The sequence below is a fragment of the Pedobacter sp. JY14-1 genome (genome assembly GCF_029269825.1).
Taxonomy (GTDB): domain Bacteria; phylum Bacteroidota; class Bacteroidia; order Sphingobacteriales; family Sphingobacteriaceae; genus Pedobacter.
This window is the reverse complement of sequence record NZ_JARJHU010000001.1, coordinates 312,829-328,497: the sequence shown is the minus strand read 5'-3', so window position 1 is coordinate 328,497 and position 15,669 is coordinate 312,829. Positions and strand designations below refer to the sequence as shown.

Sequence of the window (15,669 nt, the reverse complement as noted above, 5' to 3'; positions counted from 1 at the left end):
TTAAGCATACATGGATATTTCTGTTGTTATCCCCTTATACAATGAAGATGAATCGCTTCCGGAATTAACTGAGTGGATTGCCAGGGTAATGCGTGAGCATGGTTTCACGTATGAAGTGGTATTTGTGGATGACGGAAGTACAGACAATTCCTGGAAGGTGATCGAGTCGCTAAAGCAGCAATATCCCGCTGTGCGTGCCATCAAGTTCAGGAGGAATTACGGGAAGTCTGCAGGCCTCAATGTTGCATTCGGTGCGGCAAAGGGAGATGTGGTGATTACCATGGATGCCGACCTGCAGGACAGCCCGGATGAGATACCTGAACTTTACCGCAGGGTGAAGGAAGAAGGGTACGACCTGGTATCTGGCTGGAAGAAGAAGCGTTATGACCCGCTGAGCAAAACCCTGCCGACAAAGATTTATAATGCGGCGACCAGGCGTATGTCGGGTATCCACAATCTGCATGACTTTAACTGCGGGCTGAAGGCCTACAGGAATGAAGTGGTAAAGAATATAGAGGTCTATGGAGAAATGCACCGGTATATCCCGGTGATTGCCAAGTGGGCAGGTTTTATAAAGATCGGAGAGCAGGTGGTGGAGCACCGGGCCAGAAAATATGGGGTAACCAAATTTGGCATGAGCAGGTTCATCAATGGGTTGCTTGACCTGTTGTCGATCTTCTTTGTGGGTAAGTTTGGCAAACGGCCGATGCATTTTTTCGGGACGATGGGTGTACTCAGTTTTCTGATCGGTACGTTCATGGCCCTGTGGCTGATTGGGGTGAAACTCTATCACATTTCCGCAAATATTCCCTACAAGCGTGACGTCACTGACCAGCCTTTATTTTATATTGCCCTTGTGGCCATTATCCTGGGCTCACAATTGTTCCTGACAGGCTTTGTAGCGGAGCTGGTGTCGAGAAGCGCACCAGAGCGTAACCACTACCAGATTGAAAAGGAGCTTGACTAAGCCATGTTTTTTTCCATTATAATCCCGTTGTATAACCGTCCGCAGGAGATAGACGAATTACTGCACTCCCTCACGAAGCAAACGTACCTGCAGTTTGAAGTTCTGGTGATCGAAGATGGTTCCGTAAAGGATGCAAAGGCAATTGTGGAGCGTTATGCCGGGCAACTGGATCTCCATTATTACGTAAAAACCAATTCGGGTCAGGGCTTTAGCCGGAATTTTGGATTTGAGCGGGCCAGGGGAGATTATTTCGTGATCTTTGACTCAGATTGCCTGATCCCGGAGGATTACCTGCAAACGGTCAGCGATTATTTGTATGAACACAAACTGGATGCCTATGGGGGCCCGGATGCCGCGCATGGAAGCTTTACCCCAGTGCAGAAAGCGATCAGTTATGCGATGACCTCACCCTTTACGACGGGGGGTATAAGGGGAAACAGGAAACATATCGGGCAGTTCCATCCCCGTAGTTTTAATATGGGGGTTTCCAGGAAGGTATGGGAAACGGTAGGTGGTTTTACCCTGACCCGGCTTGGTGAAGATATTGAATACAGTATCAGGATCCATGAGGCTGGATTTAAGATCGGACTGATCCCGGATGCAAAGGTATACCATAAGCGAAGGACAAGCTTTTTCCAGTTTTATAAGCAGCTGCATTTTTTCGGCAGGGCCAGGATCAATATTTATAAACATTTTCCGAAGGAGCTCAAACTGGTGCATTTTTTTCCTGCGATGTTCACCTGTGGGCTTATTGCGGCGGTTTTAATCAATTTGTTCTGGTGGCCGCTTGCCTTTGTAGTCAACTTTTTGCTGCTGATCTATTTTATGTTGATATTTTTTCATTCCTGGCAGGTCAACAAGTCTTTAAAAGTTGCATTTTTGAGCATAATTGCGGCCTTTATTCAGCTCACAGCCTATGGGCTCGGCTTTATGCAGGATTTTATTAAAAGAGTAGTGTTTAAGCGATGATAGAATTTTTAAAGGAGAGCACGTTCACGGTGAATGAAGTGATCACCAAAGCCTGGATGGTTACCAAACGGAATTATTTTTCCATTGCCACGCTTTGCTTCCTGATGTTCATTACTTCCAATGCTTCGGGGCTGATGGCGTTTTTCCTGAAGGATGTGAGCAAGTGGCTGAATATCCTGATGGCATTTATCTTCATCCTCTTTTACTTCACGATCAATCTGTCGCTGTTCAGGTATATCTTTCACCTGCTGGATGACGAGGAACACGACGTGAGTATCGTCAGCACGATACCTACCCGCCAGCAGATTATCCGTTTCCTGGTGGCCACTGTGTATTTTATCCTCTGTATCCTTGGGGTTTATGTGATCGTGATGGTGATCGGATTGCCTTTTGTGTATGCCGGGATCGATATCAACAGGGTAACCAATGTGGCGGTTCCGGTTGGTCTTGTGGCCATCTTCATTACCTGGATCAGGATCTCTTTTTTCCCGTTTTTCATTATTGACAGGAACCTGGGGCCTTTTGCTTCTATTAAATATAGCCTGGCAACGACCAAAGGTAATTTTACCAAGATATTTATGCTGCTGCTGGTACTGGGCAGCTTCTATATGTTATGTCTTTTCTTTGGATTCATACAATGGCCAATAGTGGCTTTCTTCACTAATGTGCTGAGTTCTTTCATCATCATTCCGCTTTCCAGTGTGGCACTGACCATTGCCTATCGTAAAATGATGAGCGAATACAAAGGGGAGGCTGAGCCGGACATCATCCACAACATCGTATAGTCTTCGTCATGGGATTAAAAGCAGCTTTAAGCAAGCCTTTTGCTGCCTTCGTGGTACGCGGGATCGGTAAATGGAAAAAGGACGCAGTCAGGGTGCAGCAACGTATGATGCATCATCTGGTGGATCAGGCTTCTTCTACTGCTTTTGGCAGGGATCACGATTTTGCAGGTATACGTTCCTACGAAGATTTTAAGCAACGCGTGCCGGTACGTGACTATGAGGAACTGAGGACTTATATAGAGCGGGTAGTTGATGGAGAGGAAGATGTGCTGTGGCCGGGAAAGCCTCGGTATTTTGCAAAGACATCGGGCACGACCTCTGGCGTGAAATATATTCCAATCTCTAAGGAGTCGATGCCGGAACACATCAGGGCGGCAAGAAATGCTTTGCTTACCTATATCCACGAAACAGGTAAGGCAGGTTTTGTCAATGGGAAAATGATCTTTTTGCAGGGAAGCCCCATCCTGAAAAAGAAGAATGGTATAAATATCGGCAGGCTTTCGGGGATTGTGGCGCACCTGGTGCCGGGATACCTGCAGAAGAACCGCTTGCCCTCTTATCAGACGAATTGTATTGAAGACTGGGAGGAAAAGGTGGATGCCATTGTTGAGGAAACTTTCCATGAGGATATGACGCTGATCTCGGGAATACCACCCTGGGTACAAATGTATTTCGACCGGTTGAGCGCAAAGGCCGGGGGGAAGCCGGTAGGGGAGATTTTCAAAAATTTCAGCCTGTATGTTTATGGAGGGGTTAACTATGAGCCTTACCGGGCAAAAATTGAAGCGAGTATAGGACGTAAGGTAGACACCATTGAGACCTACCCTGCATCTGAGGGCTTTATTGCCTATCAGGATTCGCAATCGGAAAAGGGACTGCTGTTGCTTGCTGACGCCGGGATGTTCTATGAGTTCATTCCTGCAGAAGAATTCTATAATGACAGACCCACACGGCTTAACCTTGCCGAGGTAGAGCTGGACCGAAATTATGCACTGATCCTGAATACGAATGCGGGGCTATGGGGTTATAGCATTGGTGACACGGTGAAATTTGTGTCCCTTGATCCTTATAAAATCGTGGTGACCGGCAGGATCAAGCATTTCATCTCTGCCTTTGGAGAGCATGTGATCGGTGAAGAGGTGGAATATGCCTTGCTTACTGTCGCCAATGAAGCAGGGATCGGTATTACGGAATTTACCGTGGCACCGCAGGTGGTCGCCCGCCAGGGGGAACTGCCTTACCACGAATGGTTTATCGAGTTTGCCGAGGCGCCTGCCGATCTCGCGGCTTTTGCGAAAAAGGTAGATGAGGCTTTGCAGAAAAAGAATATTTACTATTTTGACCTGATTGAAGGAAAGATATTGCAGCCTTTGGTCATAAGGCCATTGAAAAAGGATGCTTTTGTAAGCTATATGAAGTCTCAGGGAAAGCTGGGCGGGCAGAACAAGGTGCCCAGGCTCTCGAATGACAGGAAGATAGCGGATGGACTAAAGGAGTTTATAATTTGAAATACATATCAATTTTAGGGTCTACCGGCTCTATAGGAACACAGGCGCTGGATGTAGTAGCGGCCAATCCTGGCCTGTACCAGGTGCAGGCCCTGACTGCCCAGCGTAACGTGGCTTTACTTGCCGAACAGGCGCTGAAGTTCAGACCGGAGCTGGCCGTGATCGGTGATCCGGATAAATATGCAGAACTGAAGTCTGTACTTTCAGGTACTGGTATCCGCGTGCTTGCGGGTGAGGAGGCACTTTGTGAGGCTGCTGCTTTGGATGGAGTAGAACTGGTATTGACGGCACTTGTGGGGGCGGCTGGCCTTAAGCCCACTGTAGCTGCTATCCGGGCCGGGAAGGATATTGCACTGGCCAATAAGGAAACGCTGGTTGTCGCCGGTGACCTGATTACGGCAATGGCAAAGGAGCATGGTGTGAACATCATTCCGGTCGATTCTGAACATTCGGCGATATTTCAGTGCCTGGTAGGTGAGCATTACCAGGAGATCGAAAAAATCTACCTCACAGCTTCTGGTGGTCCGTTCAGGGGCAGGGACCGTGCCTTTTTACAGGGTATTGGTCCGGCTGAGGCATTGAAGCACCCCAACTGGAACATGGGGGCAAAGATCACCATCGATTCGGCTTCACTGATGAACAAGGGACTTGAGGTGATTGAGGCCAAATGGCTGTTTGGCCTTAAACCAGAGCAGATTGATGTGGTGGTGCATCCCCAGTCGATCGTCCATTCTATTGTACAATTCAACGATGGTTCTATGAAAGCACAAATGGGCTTGCCGGATATGAAACTGCCCATTCACTATGCGCTAGCCTATCCGGGAAGAATAAAGAGTGCTTTTCCACGTTTCAGTTTCATGGATTATCCGGAACTGACCTTTGCCAGGGCAGATATGGATACTTTCCGTAATCTTGACCTGGCCTACAGGGCGCTGCGTTCAGGAGGGAACCTGCCTTGTATCGTGAATGCTGCCAATGAGGTTGTGGTTGAAGCCTTTCTGAAGGGCAGGATCGGCTTTTTACAAATGAGTGACGTCATTGCGCGTTGTATGGAGGAAATCGGGTTTATTGCTTCGGCCAGCCTGGAGAATTATTTAGAAACGGACAGGGAGACGCGTATATTTGCCGGCGAACTGGTAACAAAACAAGTTTATCAACATCAAAATATAAAATATTAAGACTAAAGCTATTTATGAGTGGATTGATTATGGCGGCCCAGTTGCTTCTGGGATTATCGATACTGGTAATTTTACATGAATTGGGACACTTTCTGGCTGCCAGGGCCTTCGGGATAAAGGTGGAGAAGTTTTACCTGTTTTTTGATGCCTGGGGTGTAAAGTTGTTCAGCTTCAAAAGGGGAGATTGTGAATACGGGATTGGCTGGCTACCGCTGGGTGGCTATGTGAAGATTTCAGGTATGATAGATGAATCTATGGATACCGAGCAAATGGCACAGCCTGCAAAACCCTGGGAGTTTCGCTCTAAACCTGCCTGGCAGCGTCTGATCGTGATGCTGGGTGGCGTGATCGTGAATATCGTTGTGGGTATCTTCATTTACTGGATGCTGACTTTCAGCTATGGTGAAACTTATATTCCGAACAGCTCGGTACGGGGAATTAATCCTGGGGTGATCGGGAAGGAGATCGGCTTGCAGAAAGGCGATAAGGTGGTAGCAGTAAATGGTAAAAAAGTGATCCAGTTTGATGAACTAATGAGTTCCCAGGTGTTGCTTGGAAATACCACACTGACCATTATGAGGGATGGCAAGGCGAAGGACATTAAGGTGCCGGACAATATCCTGAATAAGGTATCTGACCTGGGCATTGAGGAATTTGTGAGCAAGGTGCCGCTGATCTCTACCAGGCTGGACAGTATTATACCCGGACGTGCGGCTGCTAAGGCGGGCGTAAAGAAAGGCGATGTTGTTGTCGCTATCGCTGGTGTTCCGGTAAAATATGATGCAGATGTAAGGGACGAGCTGCTCAAAAACAAGGGCCGCACTATTGATTTTAGTGTAAAGCGCGGCACTGAAGTTGTCGGGCTGAACATTCCGGTGGATACTGCAGGTACCATCGGCGTAGGATTTAATTACCGCAATGAGCTAAAAGAGGAAACCATCCGTTATGGATTCATTGAGTCGCTTCCTGTAGGCGCATCTCAGGCCTGGAAGATATTCAGCGACAACGGAAAGGGAATCTGGAAGGTGCTTACCGGAAAGATCAAGCCGAATAAGGCATTTTCCGGCCCTGTCGAAATTGCACGTAAAGTATATGGGGGAGAATGGATATGGGCCAGATTCTGGGCCTCCACCGGCTTCATTTCAATTGCACTGGCATTTATGAACCTGTTGCCTATCCCGGCGCTTGATGGCGGACACGTCGTGTTCCTGATCGTAGAGATGATCAAAGGCAAGCCGCTTGGCGATAAGTTTATGGAACGGGCGCAGATTGTTGGTTTTGTGCTGTTGTTGTCGCTGATGGTATTTGTACTGGGGAATGATATTTTTAAGGCAGTGATGCATTGACAATGAGGGACTATTTTGCTTTTTACGGACTCCCGGTGAGTTTCAGCCCTGACCCTTTGGCTGTGAAGCAGAAGTTCTATGCGCTGAGCAAACAATATCATCCGGATTTTTACATCAACGAAAGCGAGGAGAAGCAGCTCGAGGTGCTTGAGCTAAGTACTTTGAACAACAAGGCTTACCAGGTATTGAGCGATCCGGGCAGGTTGCTGCCTTATGTGCTTGAACTTAAGGGTGTCTTAACTGAAGGAGAGCATTATATGCTCCCGCAAGACTTCCTGATGGAAATGATGGAGGTGAACGAGGCGCTGATGGATCTGCAGTTTGACCCGGATGCAGATAAACTGTCAAATCTGACCAGAGAAGTCGAAGAGGTTGAGAAAGGCATTGCTACTCGTATTGCAGCGTTGTCCGCAGGATTTGAGGAACTGAATGAAGCCAGGCAGGAAAAAGTCTTAAGGGAGTTGAAGGATCTGTATTACCGGAGCAAATATCTGGTGAGGATCAGAGCGGGCTTGGCTAAGGCTGGTGTTTAAGCGCGTAAGGCGGATCAGGGTTTGGACAGGAGATTTAAGGGATATAAAGGAAATTTAGGGAAAATATGAACAATACATTGTCTTTATTCAGAAAGATTGCCGTGGCAGAGGGCGTTTCTTATATTCTGCTGATCTTTATTGCGATGCCGTTAAAGTATTTTGCAGATATGCCGCTGGCAGTAAAGTATACAGGATGGGCACATGGATTGTTGTTCGTGCTGTATATGGTCTTGCTGGTGATGGCCTGGCAAGAATATAAGTGGAACTTTAAAAAGGCTTTTCTGATCGGAGGCGCGTCCTTGCTCCCTTTTGCGCCATTTTGGGTAGATAAAAAACTAAAGGAAGATTATTCTAAATAAAACTTGGTAATATTGGATGCAATTAATAGATTTGCGTCCCGTTTAACAGAAATGCCCAGGTGGCGGAATTGGTAGACGCGCTGGTCTCAAACACCAGTGGGAAACCGTGCCGGTTCGATCCCGGCCCTGGGTACTTGGATGGAGTTAGTTCTTTTTTTAGAGCTAACTCCATTTCTTTTTCGCTCTAATCTGTTGTTAATGTGGTAGATAAGCTTGAAGGCTAAGTTCATTTTAGCGGTTCGATCTATTGTTCCATCAAAAACGAATTTTTCAGGGAAGATCGAACCTATGATATAATGCCTTCCTTCAATATCAGCCTCAGAATACAATTTAGACAGGTTTTTAAGGCTTTCTAGTGATTCGTCCAATACGTCGAAGATATTTCGGTCTAACTTGATTTTTTCATCCAGTGCAGCCAGTTCCGCTTCCAGCCTGACGTTCATTTCTTCTGTCTGATTTTTGATTTCTTTGTACTCGTTTGAGCTGATGATTGCGCATAAAGGTGACGGAATTAAAAATCGCCTCAACTCGAGGGTATCTCTTTTTGCTCATGTCTGAAATCTGTCCGATGTAATCGGGGATTAGCTGGATGGCTGCTTTTTAGCATCAAAACTATCGCAATTAAACCGAGGACAAGAAACATCACTGGGAGCAAAATTTCGATGACCGCAGGGCCAGGGTGCAGCTCATAGAAGATCAGCAAGGCAGATGCAATCAATACACCGATGATCCATTTTCCCATGCGTTCTTCTTTCCGGTAAACCGTCTTGTAGCTTAACTTGTAGCTGTTGACCACTGTATGGAGTAATCTTCGGGAAAAGCCCTCGTCAGGTTTGACAGATCCATGTTCCCGGAGTAATTGTCCGAGCGGATCGTTATATTTTTCTGTTGATTTCATAAGTCTTTAAATTCATTTGGTAACAGGCGCTGCAATTCTTCCAGGAGTTGTTTACGACTCCTGAATAGACGCATTTTTATGGCAGAGGATTTCATGCCCAATATTTCAGTAATTTCAGTGATACTTTTTTCGGCGATGTAATGTAGGGATAGGATGAGTTGATCCTGGGCTTTGAGTTTTTGCATGGCCATATTGAGGTATTTCCTGCGGTCAGCCCCGGCCATTTGCTGCATGACAGCATTCGGTTCAATGTACTGCTGGTATTGGTTATCCTCCTGGAGTTCCATTGTAAAGTTTTTTCCGGAGCTTGCCTTGCTTAGCGCAGTATTGTAGATGATCCGGTAGAGCCAGGTCGAAAACTTGGATGCCCTTTTAAATTCAGCCAAGTTTTTGAAAGCTTTCAGGAAGCCGTCCTGAACCACCTCCTCCGCATCTTCATGATTCCCAGTAACCCGGATCGCTATCGAATAAGCCATATCCCGGTAGGTATTCACCAGGTATTCCAGTCCCGCACGCTCTCCGCGGATGGCTTGTTCCAGGTATTGATCTTCCGGATTTCTGTTTTTAAATAGCATCTGTAGCTTAGACTCCCGTAAAGATGATCCGGTCACCAGACATTTTCAAAAAAATAACAGAAACAATAAAAAATAAATGTGACCGATTTCGGTTTGCAACAGTCTTATTGGCAAATAAAACAATTTAATCATGCAAATCACTTCAGCCGCACTGCTCATATCCATCTCGCTGGTCGTATTCGGGATCGCCTATTATTATTTCACTACGCGCCACAAAGAAAGGATGGCGATACTGGAAAGCGGGGCACCACCGGATATATTTAAAAAACAGAGCCAGTGGCACTACATGCTGCTCAGCTTCGGTATAATTTCTATTGGCATTGCAATGGGTGTACTGGCAGGGGCGTTACTGGCATCCTACATGCTAATACAAGGAATTTGGGTGATGACCGCCAGCATCATGATTTTCCTGGGGATCAGCTTGATCCTGTGCTATTTTATTTTAAAGTCCCAAAGCCATAAGGACCGCGGCTGAGACGGCCAATTCTACAAGTTATTATTTAATTCAATATTTAAGCGATGAAAACATCACTCAGGTTATTGCTATGCCTTATTTTTAGCATAATCATACCGTTTTCGGTTTCAGCTCAGAGAGACCCGGCACCATATGACTCCCTGCTCCAGTCCGTTTTTCCAAAAGATGGCCCCGGAGGTGCCGTGATGATTTCAAAGGCTGGGCAGGTGCTGTATCAGAAAGCCTTCGGCATGGCCAATTTGGAACTCAACGTACCGATGACCACAGATAAGGTCTTCAGGCTGGGTTCGGTGACCAAACAATTTACTGCAGTCTGCATCCTCAAATTGGCTGAAGAAGGCAAGTTGTCGCTGGAAGATGAGCTGACCAGGTTTATTCCTGATTATCCGGTAATGGGCAAAAATATCACCATCGCCCAATTGCTCTCCCACACTTCAGGCGTAAAAAACTACACCGGCTTACCAGTTTTCAACGAAAACCTGAAGCGCCAGGACCTGAGCCCGCAGGAACTGATCAAACTGTTTAAAGACCAGCCCCTGGACTTCGATCCGGGAAGCAATAACCGGTACAGCAATTCAGGCTACATCTTACTGGGATATATCATCGAAAAGCTCAGCGGTAAAAGCTATGGGGAGTATGTGCAGGAAAACATCTTCAAGCCCCTGGGTATGAATAGCTCCTATTACGACCAGCGCACAGAAGTGATTCCGGGAAGGATTTCCGGCTATCGTAAAGGCAGTGACCGTTATGAAAATTCTGAATTTCTGAGCATGACCCTGCCTTACGCGGCCGGTTCATTGCTATCCACTACAGGTGATCTGCTGAAATGGTATGATGGACTGGCAGCGGGAAGGGTGATCAGTCGGGCCAGTCTGGAAAAGGCGCAGACTTCCCATAAACTGCCAAACGGGAAAGAGACTGGTTACGGATTTGGTTGGGCTGTTGGGAACATACAGGGAAGCAAGTCGGTCATGCACAATGGGTTGGTCAACGGTTTTTTTGCCGATGTGATTTACCTGCCCGAGCAGCAGATACTGGTGACGGTCTTGTCCAATTATGAAAATGTTGGAGACCTGGATATTCCAGCCGCGAAACTGGCTGCGATTGCCGCAGGCAAACCCTATACCTTCAGCCCGGTGGCAGTGACATCGGAAAATCTCCAGCAATACCAGGCAGTATATGACAATCCCTACGACGGGCAGCGTTACATCAGCAACCAGGATGGCGTGTTGATGTATTATTTCAGGGGCGGCGGTAAAACCAGACTCATCCCTTACGGCAAAGACCTGTTTCTGCTGGAAAACAGCCTGAACAGCCTAAGCTTCCAAAGGGACGATCACGGTTCGATAACAGGCTACCAGTACACAGGCACAGGGATAGCCTCTGGCTGGACAAAAGTCATGGTACTTCCAAAGACCAAAAAGCTGAAACTTCCAGCAAAAATACTACAAAGCTATACCGGGAAGTATCTGTTTGAACCGAATATGGTTTTTGAAGTGGTATTGGAAGGAGGCCAGCTTTTCGGTAAAGTTGGCAGAGACCAGAAGGAGCTCATTGCTTTTGAAAAACACAAATTTTATGCCTACGACCTGGATGCCACGCTGATCTTCAACCTGGATCAGTCAGGAAACGTCACCAGCGTTACCAAAATACAAAACAGTGAAATGACAGCCAAGAAGATTCCGGATCAGTAGCACCGTTGACCAAAATCCGTAATGCGCAAAATCCAACAAGGCATTCTGGCTGGGGAGATCAAAGTTGATCAGGTAACCACAAACACTGCGAAACTAGAGCGCTGTACTTGCTTACTCGTGGACGCAGAACTATAACAATAACCATCCCCATTCAAGCCTGGGTGACTGGACATCTATTTAATTTAAAGAAAGAAGAAGTGAATAATTACTTATTTTAAGTGTTGGATTGGCCGAGTATGCTCGAAGTGCTCCCCCTTAATGATGGCAAGACGTTGTACGGTACGGATTTCACTCGATCATGTTGTCAAAATGTTCCGGGATTTGTTTTTAGCTTGGTTTAGTCGCTTCATGATCTTGAAGGTTTGGAGTTAAGCTGAACAACCTGCTGATTCTTGTTAATCACAAAGAATAAGGTACATCATCCCTAATCAAATAATACAATTATGGAAATTTTACAGGATCAACAAATGGAGCCGAAAGGTCAGAACGAAAATGAAAAGTCGAACTACTCAGCGTCGACTTCGGATGAGTCCAATGGTCTGCTGGGCATACCGGATGAATCGGAAAAAGACGATACAGATACTTCAGATCAGGACGAAGAAATTTCCAGTGGTATGAACTGTATGACCACGGAATATATTTAGGCAGATTAACCTTGGATCAAGATGATCATTCCAGCTGTAAGGCGGAGCACTGCAAGCTGGATTTGCCGCTACTGGACAGCATTCGCCAGGTCATCCAGGTCCATGAGCGATGGACGCCTAAACCGGCTCATTAGCTTAGAAAGGGTTGATCTTCATAAGTTATTCAGCTCCCGTATAGAGCTTGACTTTAAGTCTTTGGGCAATAGCAGGCCACTCTTCGGCGATGATGGAGAAGCGGGCAGTATCCCGGATGGTGTTGTCGGAGGCTAAGCGTTCGGCGCGTATGATGCCTTCGTAGCGTCCGCCGATGCGCTCGATGGCTGCGCGGGACCGGGCGTTTCGGGCGTCGGTTTGGAAACAGACACGCAGGGCCTGCCAGCCAGTAAAGGCGTTGCTGAGTAGGAGTAACTTGGCTTCTGTGTTAACCGGCGTGCGAATGGCGTCTGCGGTTAGCCAGGTGTAACCAATCTCGCAAACATCAGGGGTTTGCTTTCCGTATCTTTGGTGACCTTCCGGCCATGCCCAATGCTGCAGATTCCAGTAGCGGGTGCTGCCCAGTACCCTGCCGTCGTGGATATTGGCAATTACGTAGGGTAGGGCCTGGCCATCTGCCTTTTGCTGTAGCGCCGTATCGATGTATGCCGCCATTGCTGCTTCCCCTTGTGGGACAAATGTCCATTTGAACAAGTTTTCGTTTCCTTTTGCTGCTTCTACCAGCGGCGCTAAGTGTTCGCGGCCTAATGGCTCAAGCCTTATGTATTTCCCCGTCAAAATCTCTTGCATAGCGGCTAATATAAGGGATTCTTAGATAGGATCGCGGTTGTCGCAACTATTCCTCCGCTCACTCAGCCTTAAAATCCGTTTGATTCGCGGGCGGTTGTACCGCTGCAACAATATTGGATAGAGATGTAAGAGGACATTCAAAACTAACAGCCATACTGACTTGGTAAAACCGAATTTAAGTGCAACATAAACGTTGAACCCAAGCACGATGATAAAGATGATGATGTGGTTCTGTTCTGATTTTTTGGTCTGGACGTATAGCTTTGATAAAGACGCAGTATCGTTGCCAATAGGAAGCGCTTTCCTCGTCAGCTTCTCCCAGCCCACCAGGACCAAAAGCCTCCGGAAAACATTAACACCCAGATACTCATATATCTCACCTCCTCTTTCCCATTTCTTCTCATCAAAGTAAGGAGAGTTGAAGTCGCTTTGCTGCGCATCCGAAAAAAAGCCCACACATCCCATCAACAGGAAATTCAGCGCCCACGCAAAAGGAAAGGTATCCATCTTGATAAACTTAGCCATGGCATAAACGGCTCCGATCGAAACAATGACGATTAAAGTAAGGGTCAATTGCTTTTTCATGCGGCCAAGTTAATTCTGATATTCGATCATTCCGTTTTTCATGACCATTTTAACATCAAAAAGAGCCTTTTTAAAATCCTTTTGCATGTCTCCTTTAAAAACGGCTATGTCTGCCATCGTATTTTCTTTAATTACACCCACCTGGCCCTCCATTCCCAATGCAATGGAAGCATTATAAGTCGCCGTTTTTAAGGCATCAGCCGCAGACAGCCCCGCATCATGGAAGCCGGAAATGGTGTATTTGGCAACCTCACCTCTCGGCATATTTAAGTTAAGGTATGCATCAGCGCCTGCAACGATCATGACTCCGGCCTGGTGCGCAGCTTTTATCCTGTCCTGTAACGGTTTGAAATTCTTTCGGATCTGTTGTTCATTATATGGCATATTTTGTGCCTTCAGGTACTTTATCTGAAGATCGGGGGAGCCATCCGTAGGGACCAGGTATATTTTTCTTTTTGCAATCGTGTCCAAGGTAGATTTCGTAAAGCCATAGCCGTGTTCCAATCCGTCAACGCCCGCTTCGATTGCCGCGTGAACCGCCCAATCGCGCTCGCAATGGGCTGTGACCTTCACCCTTTCGCTGTGCGCGGCTTTTACGATCGCCTTCATTTCATCTAAAGTTAAAACCAGACGGTTTCCGATAGCCATTATTTTAATGACATCAACACCCCGGGCAATATGCTCCTTTACGGCTTTGGTAGCCTCCTCAGCGCCACTAATCATTGAATACTCTTGAGCTGAATACTTCCCAAATTCCTTAATCGGCATGCCATACAGCTGGCCATCCATCGCACTGATAGCCGGTCCGGAAACTGCCATTCTCGGACCAGGAAAATCGCCTCTTTCAATCGCATTTCTGAGCTCAATGTCCAGGTATTGTTCCGAATTTCCCAAGTCACGAATGGATGTAAAACCAGCACTCAGATAGCTCCTTAAAATACCAACACCTCTTAGCACCCTTGTTTCCGGAGAGTTCATGATCCCGTCATGGGCGAGGGTTTCGGTCGGGCCCTGCTGAAATAGCACGTGCGTGTGGGCATCAATCAAACCGGGTGTTACTGTAGCATCGCTATAATCTAAAACTATGGTACCGGAAGGCACATCAAGTTTATCGCCAACTTTAAGGATCGTATTTCCTTTGATCAGTATCTGTTTATTTCTCTGAAATTCATTTTTTTCGGAGTCGTACAGTTGACCAGCTTTGACCAGGTAGTGTTTTTCTTTGGATTGGGCAAAGGCAGTAATCGAGAACGTTAGAAGTGCAAATACAAAACTTGCAATGGTTGGGATGCGTAGTGCGTTATACATGAAATTTACTAATGCTGTTATTACTTAGTAAGTATAGCTCTTTTTCTTTTATCCGCAAGCAGGAAATTATAGAAATCGCCATTTAAATATCAGTTCAGAAGGGCTCCGTTCACGCCAATTGGACTTGTCGTAAACGCCCCCGCAAATTGTCGGTCTTTGTCCAATCAATATCCGATATTCCCTTTAGCTTTGTGTAAAGCAAATAAGGACCAGTATGGGAAAGATAGTATTATTCATGCATGTATCGCTTGACGGTTTTGCAGCCAGTAAGACCGGAGAACTTAATTGGGTACATGTAGATCAGGAGATTTTCGATTTCGTAGAACAACGGATCGCAAAAACAGATACGGCATTGTATGGTAAGGTAACTTTTGGTATGATGGAAAGTTACTGGCCGACGGCAGCGGATCAGCCGGGAGCATCCAGGCATGATAAGGTCCACGCCGCCTGGTATCAGCAGGCGCGTAAAGTGGTGTTGTCAAATACCCTAAACCAGGATGAATTCTCCAATACCAGGGTAATCGGAAAGGATTACGCTGCGGAGATTGGGAAATTGAAAAAGGAAACTGAGGGGGAAATCCTGTTATTTGGAAGTCCGGGTGCTGCACACAGTCTTCTGGCAGCGGATCTGATCGATGAATGCTGGCTTTTTGTGAACCCGGTATTATTGGGCGAAGGTATTCCGGTGTTTAAGGGCATTAAGGAAAAGCAGGTGCTAAAGCTGCTGAAAGCCCAGGTATTTGAATCTGGGGTAGTCTGTCTTCAGCACGAGATAAAACGCTAAATCAGTCTTTTTTTTGGTATCTGAGCTTCAACAAAAGCATAGCGATGTTTAGTAACAGGGCAAGGCAATTGGTTGCGATGACCGGTACGTCGGACTGTTTGCTTCCGTAAAATACCCAAAGCGCGTTACCGGTCATCAATACGATGAACATAAAAATAGAAACATCTTTTACCTCTTTTGTCTTTATGGATTTAATCAGTTGTGGCAAAACCGAAGTTGAGGTGCACAGGCCGGCTACGAGGCCAAGGAGTTCGATAGATTTCATGATAACCGAGCAT

Annotated in this window: 18 protein-coding genes and 1 tRNA gene; 13 read left to right on the top strand and 6 right to left on the bottom strand. The window is 46.6% G+C overall.

Annotated features, from left to right (window positions below):
- The first annotated feature begins 10 nt into the window (after nt 1–10).
- From P2W84_RS01420 to P2W84_RS01380, 9 genes are all read left to right on the top strand, one after another.
- A complete protein-coding gene (locus P2W84_RS01420) occupies nt 11–967 on the top strand; it encodes a glycosyltransferase family 2 protein (protein ID WP_276088311.1) in 957 nt (318 codons plus the stop codon).
- Between the two features lie 3 nt (nt 968–970).
- Nucleotides 971–1,936 (top strand): glycosyltransferase, encoded by a 966-nt coding sequence (locus P2W84_RS01415; protein WP_276088310.1) that lies wholly within the window; start codon nt 971–973, stop codon nt 1,934–1,936.
- Nucleotides 1,933–2,721: a hypothetical protein gene (locus P2W84_RS01410; protein ID WP_276088309.1), complete on the top strand. Its 789-nt coding sequence runs from the start codon at nt 1,933–1,935 to the stop codon at nt 2,719–2,721. Before P2W84_RS01415 ends, P2W84_RS01410 begins: the two co-directional genes overlap by 4 nt.
- Before the next feature lie 8 nt (nt 2,722–2,729).
- The gene (locus tag P2W84_RS01405) at nt 2,730–4,229 is read left to right on the top strand and encodes a GH3 auxin-responsive promoter family protein (protein WP_276088308.1); all 1,500 of its coding nucleotides are present in this window, start codon (nt 2,730–2,732) and stop codon (nt 4,227–4,229) included.
- The gene (locus P2W84_RS01400) at nt 4,226–5,407 is read left to right on the top strand and encodes a 1-deoxy-D-xylulose-5-phosphate reductoisomerase (RefSeq protein WP_276088307.1); all 1,182 of its coding nucleotides are present in this window, start codon (nt 4,226–4,228) and stop codon (nt 5,405–5,407) included. Before P2W84_RS01405 ends, P2W84_RS01400 begins: the two co-directional genes overlap by 4 nt.
- 14 nt (nt 5,408–5,421) lie before the next feature.
- Nucleotides 5,422–6,753: an RIP metalloprotease RseP gene (gene rseP, locus P2W84_RS01395; protein WP_276088306.1), complete on the top strand. Its 1,332-nt coding sequence runs from the start codon at nt 5,422–5,424 to the stop codon at nt 6,751–6,753.
- Between the two features lie 2 nt (nt 6,754–6,755).
- Nucleotides 6,756–7,286: a Fe-S protein assembly co-chaperone HscB gene (gene hscB, locus P2W84_RS01390; protein WP_276088305.1), complete on the top strand. Its 531-nt coding sequence runs from the start codon at nt 6,756–6,758 to the stop codon at nt 7,284–7,286.
- 65 nt (nt 7,287–7,351) lie between these two features.
- Nucleotides 7,352–7,645, top strand: a complete 294-nt coding sequence (locus tag P2W84_RS01385; RefSeq protein ID WP_276088304.1) for a DUF3817 domain-containing protein — start codon at nt 7,352–7,354, stop codon at nt 7,643–7,645.
- Between the two features lie 53 nt (nt 7,646–7,698).
- Nucleotides 7,699–7,778: transfer RNA gene (locus P2W84_RS01380), tRNA-Leu, on the top strand.
- 390 nt (nt 7,779–8,168) lie between these two features.
- Here the strand turns inward: P2W84_RS01380 and P2W84_RS01375 are convergent.
- Complete coding sequence (locus tag P2W84_RS01375; RefSeq protein WP_276088303.1) at nt 8,169–8,543, bottom strand: hypothetical protein; 375 nt, start codon at nt 8,541–8,543, stop codon at nt 8,169–8,171.
- Nucleotides 8,540–9,118, bottom strand: a complete 579-nt coding sequence (locus P2W84_RS01370; RefSeq protein ID WP_276088302.1) for a sigma-70 family RNA polymerase sigma factor — start codon at nt 9,116–9,118, stop codon at nt 8,540–8,542. Before P2W84_RS01370 ends, P2W84_RS01375 begins: the two co-directional genes overlap by 4 nt.
- 130 nt (nt 9,119–9,248) lie before the next feature.
- Here P2W84_RS01370 and P2W84_RS01365 point away from each other — a divergent pair, with 130 nt between their 5' ends.
- From P2W84_RS01365 to P2W84_RS01355, 3 genes are all read left to right on the top strand, one after another.
- The gene (locus tag P2W84_RS01365) at nt 9,249–9,593 is read left to right on the top strand and encodes a DUF6249 domain-containing protein (protein WP_276088301.1); all 345 of its coding nucleotides are present in this window, start codon (nt 9,249–9,251) and stop codon (nt 9,591–9,593) included.
- 44 nt (nt 9,594–9,637) lie between these two features.
- On the top strand, nt 9,638–11,287 hold the full coding sequence (locus P2W84_RS01360; RefSeq protein WP_276088300.1) for a serine hydrolase: 1,650 nt from the start codon (nt 9,638–9,640) through the stop codon (nt 11,285–11,287).
- Nucleotides 11,288–11,730: 443 nt separating this feature from the next.
- Entirely contained in the window at nt 11,731–11,931 is a 201-nt protein-coding gene (locus P2W84_RS01355; protein ID WP_276088299.1) for a hypothetical protein, read from the top strand.
- Between the two features lie 159 nt (nt 11,932–12,090).
- Here the strand turns inward: P2W84_RS01355 and P2W84_RS01350 are convergent, their stop codons facing one another.
- The 3 genes from P2W84_RS01350 to P2W84_RS01340 are packed head-to-tail and all read right to left on the bottom strand — an operon-like array spanning nt 12,091 to nt 14,607.
- Nucleotides 12,091–12,714, bottom strand: a complete 624-nt coding sequence (locus P2W84_RS01350; protein ID WP_276088298.1) for a GNAT family protein — start codon at nt 12,712–12,714, stop codon at nt 12,091–12,093.
- 21 nt (nt 12,715–12,735) lie between these two features.
- The gene (locus P2W84_RS01345; protein ID WP_276088297.1) at nt 12,736–13,299 is read right to left on the bottom strand and encodes a hypothetical protein; all 564 of its coding nucleotides are present in this window, start codon (nt 13,297–13,299) and stop codon (nt 12,736–12,738) included.
- Between the two features lie 9 nt (nt 13,300–13,308).
- Nucleotides 13,309–14,607 (bottom strand): amidohydrolase family protein, encoded by a 1,299-nt coding sequence (locus P2W84_RS01340; protein ID WP_276088296.1) that lies wholly within the window; start codon nt 14,605–14,607, stop codon nt 13,309–13,311.
- A 214-nt stretch (nt 14,608–14,821) separates the two neighbouring features.
- Between P2W84_RS01340 and P2W84_RS01335 the strand changes: the two genes are divergently transcribed.
- Nucleotides 14,822–15,391, top strand: coding sequence for a dihydrofolate reductase family protein (locus tag P2W84_RS01335; RefSeq protein ID WP_276088295.1), 570 nt, complete (start codon nt 14,822–14,824; stop codon nt 15,389–15,391).
- A 1-nt stretch (nt 15,392) separates the two neighbouring features.
- On the opposite strand, the gene P2W84_RS01330 is transcribed toward P2W84_RS01335, so the two are convergent.
- Nucleotides 15,393–15,656, bottom strand: coding sequence for a SemiSWEET transporter (locus P2W84_RS01330; RefSeq protein WP_276088294.1), 264 nt, complete (start codon nt 15,654–15,656; stop codon nt 15,393–15,395).
- Nucleotides 15,657–15,669 lie beyond the last annotated feature (13 nt).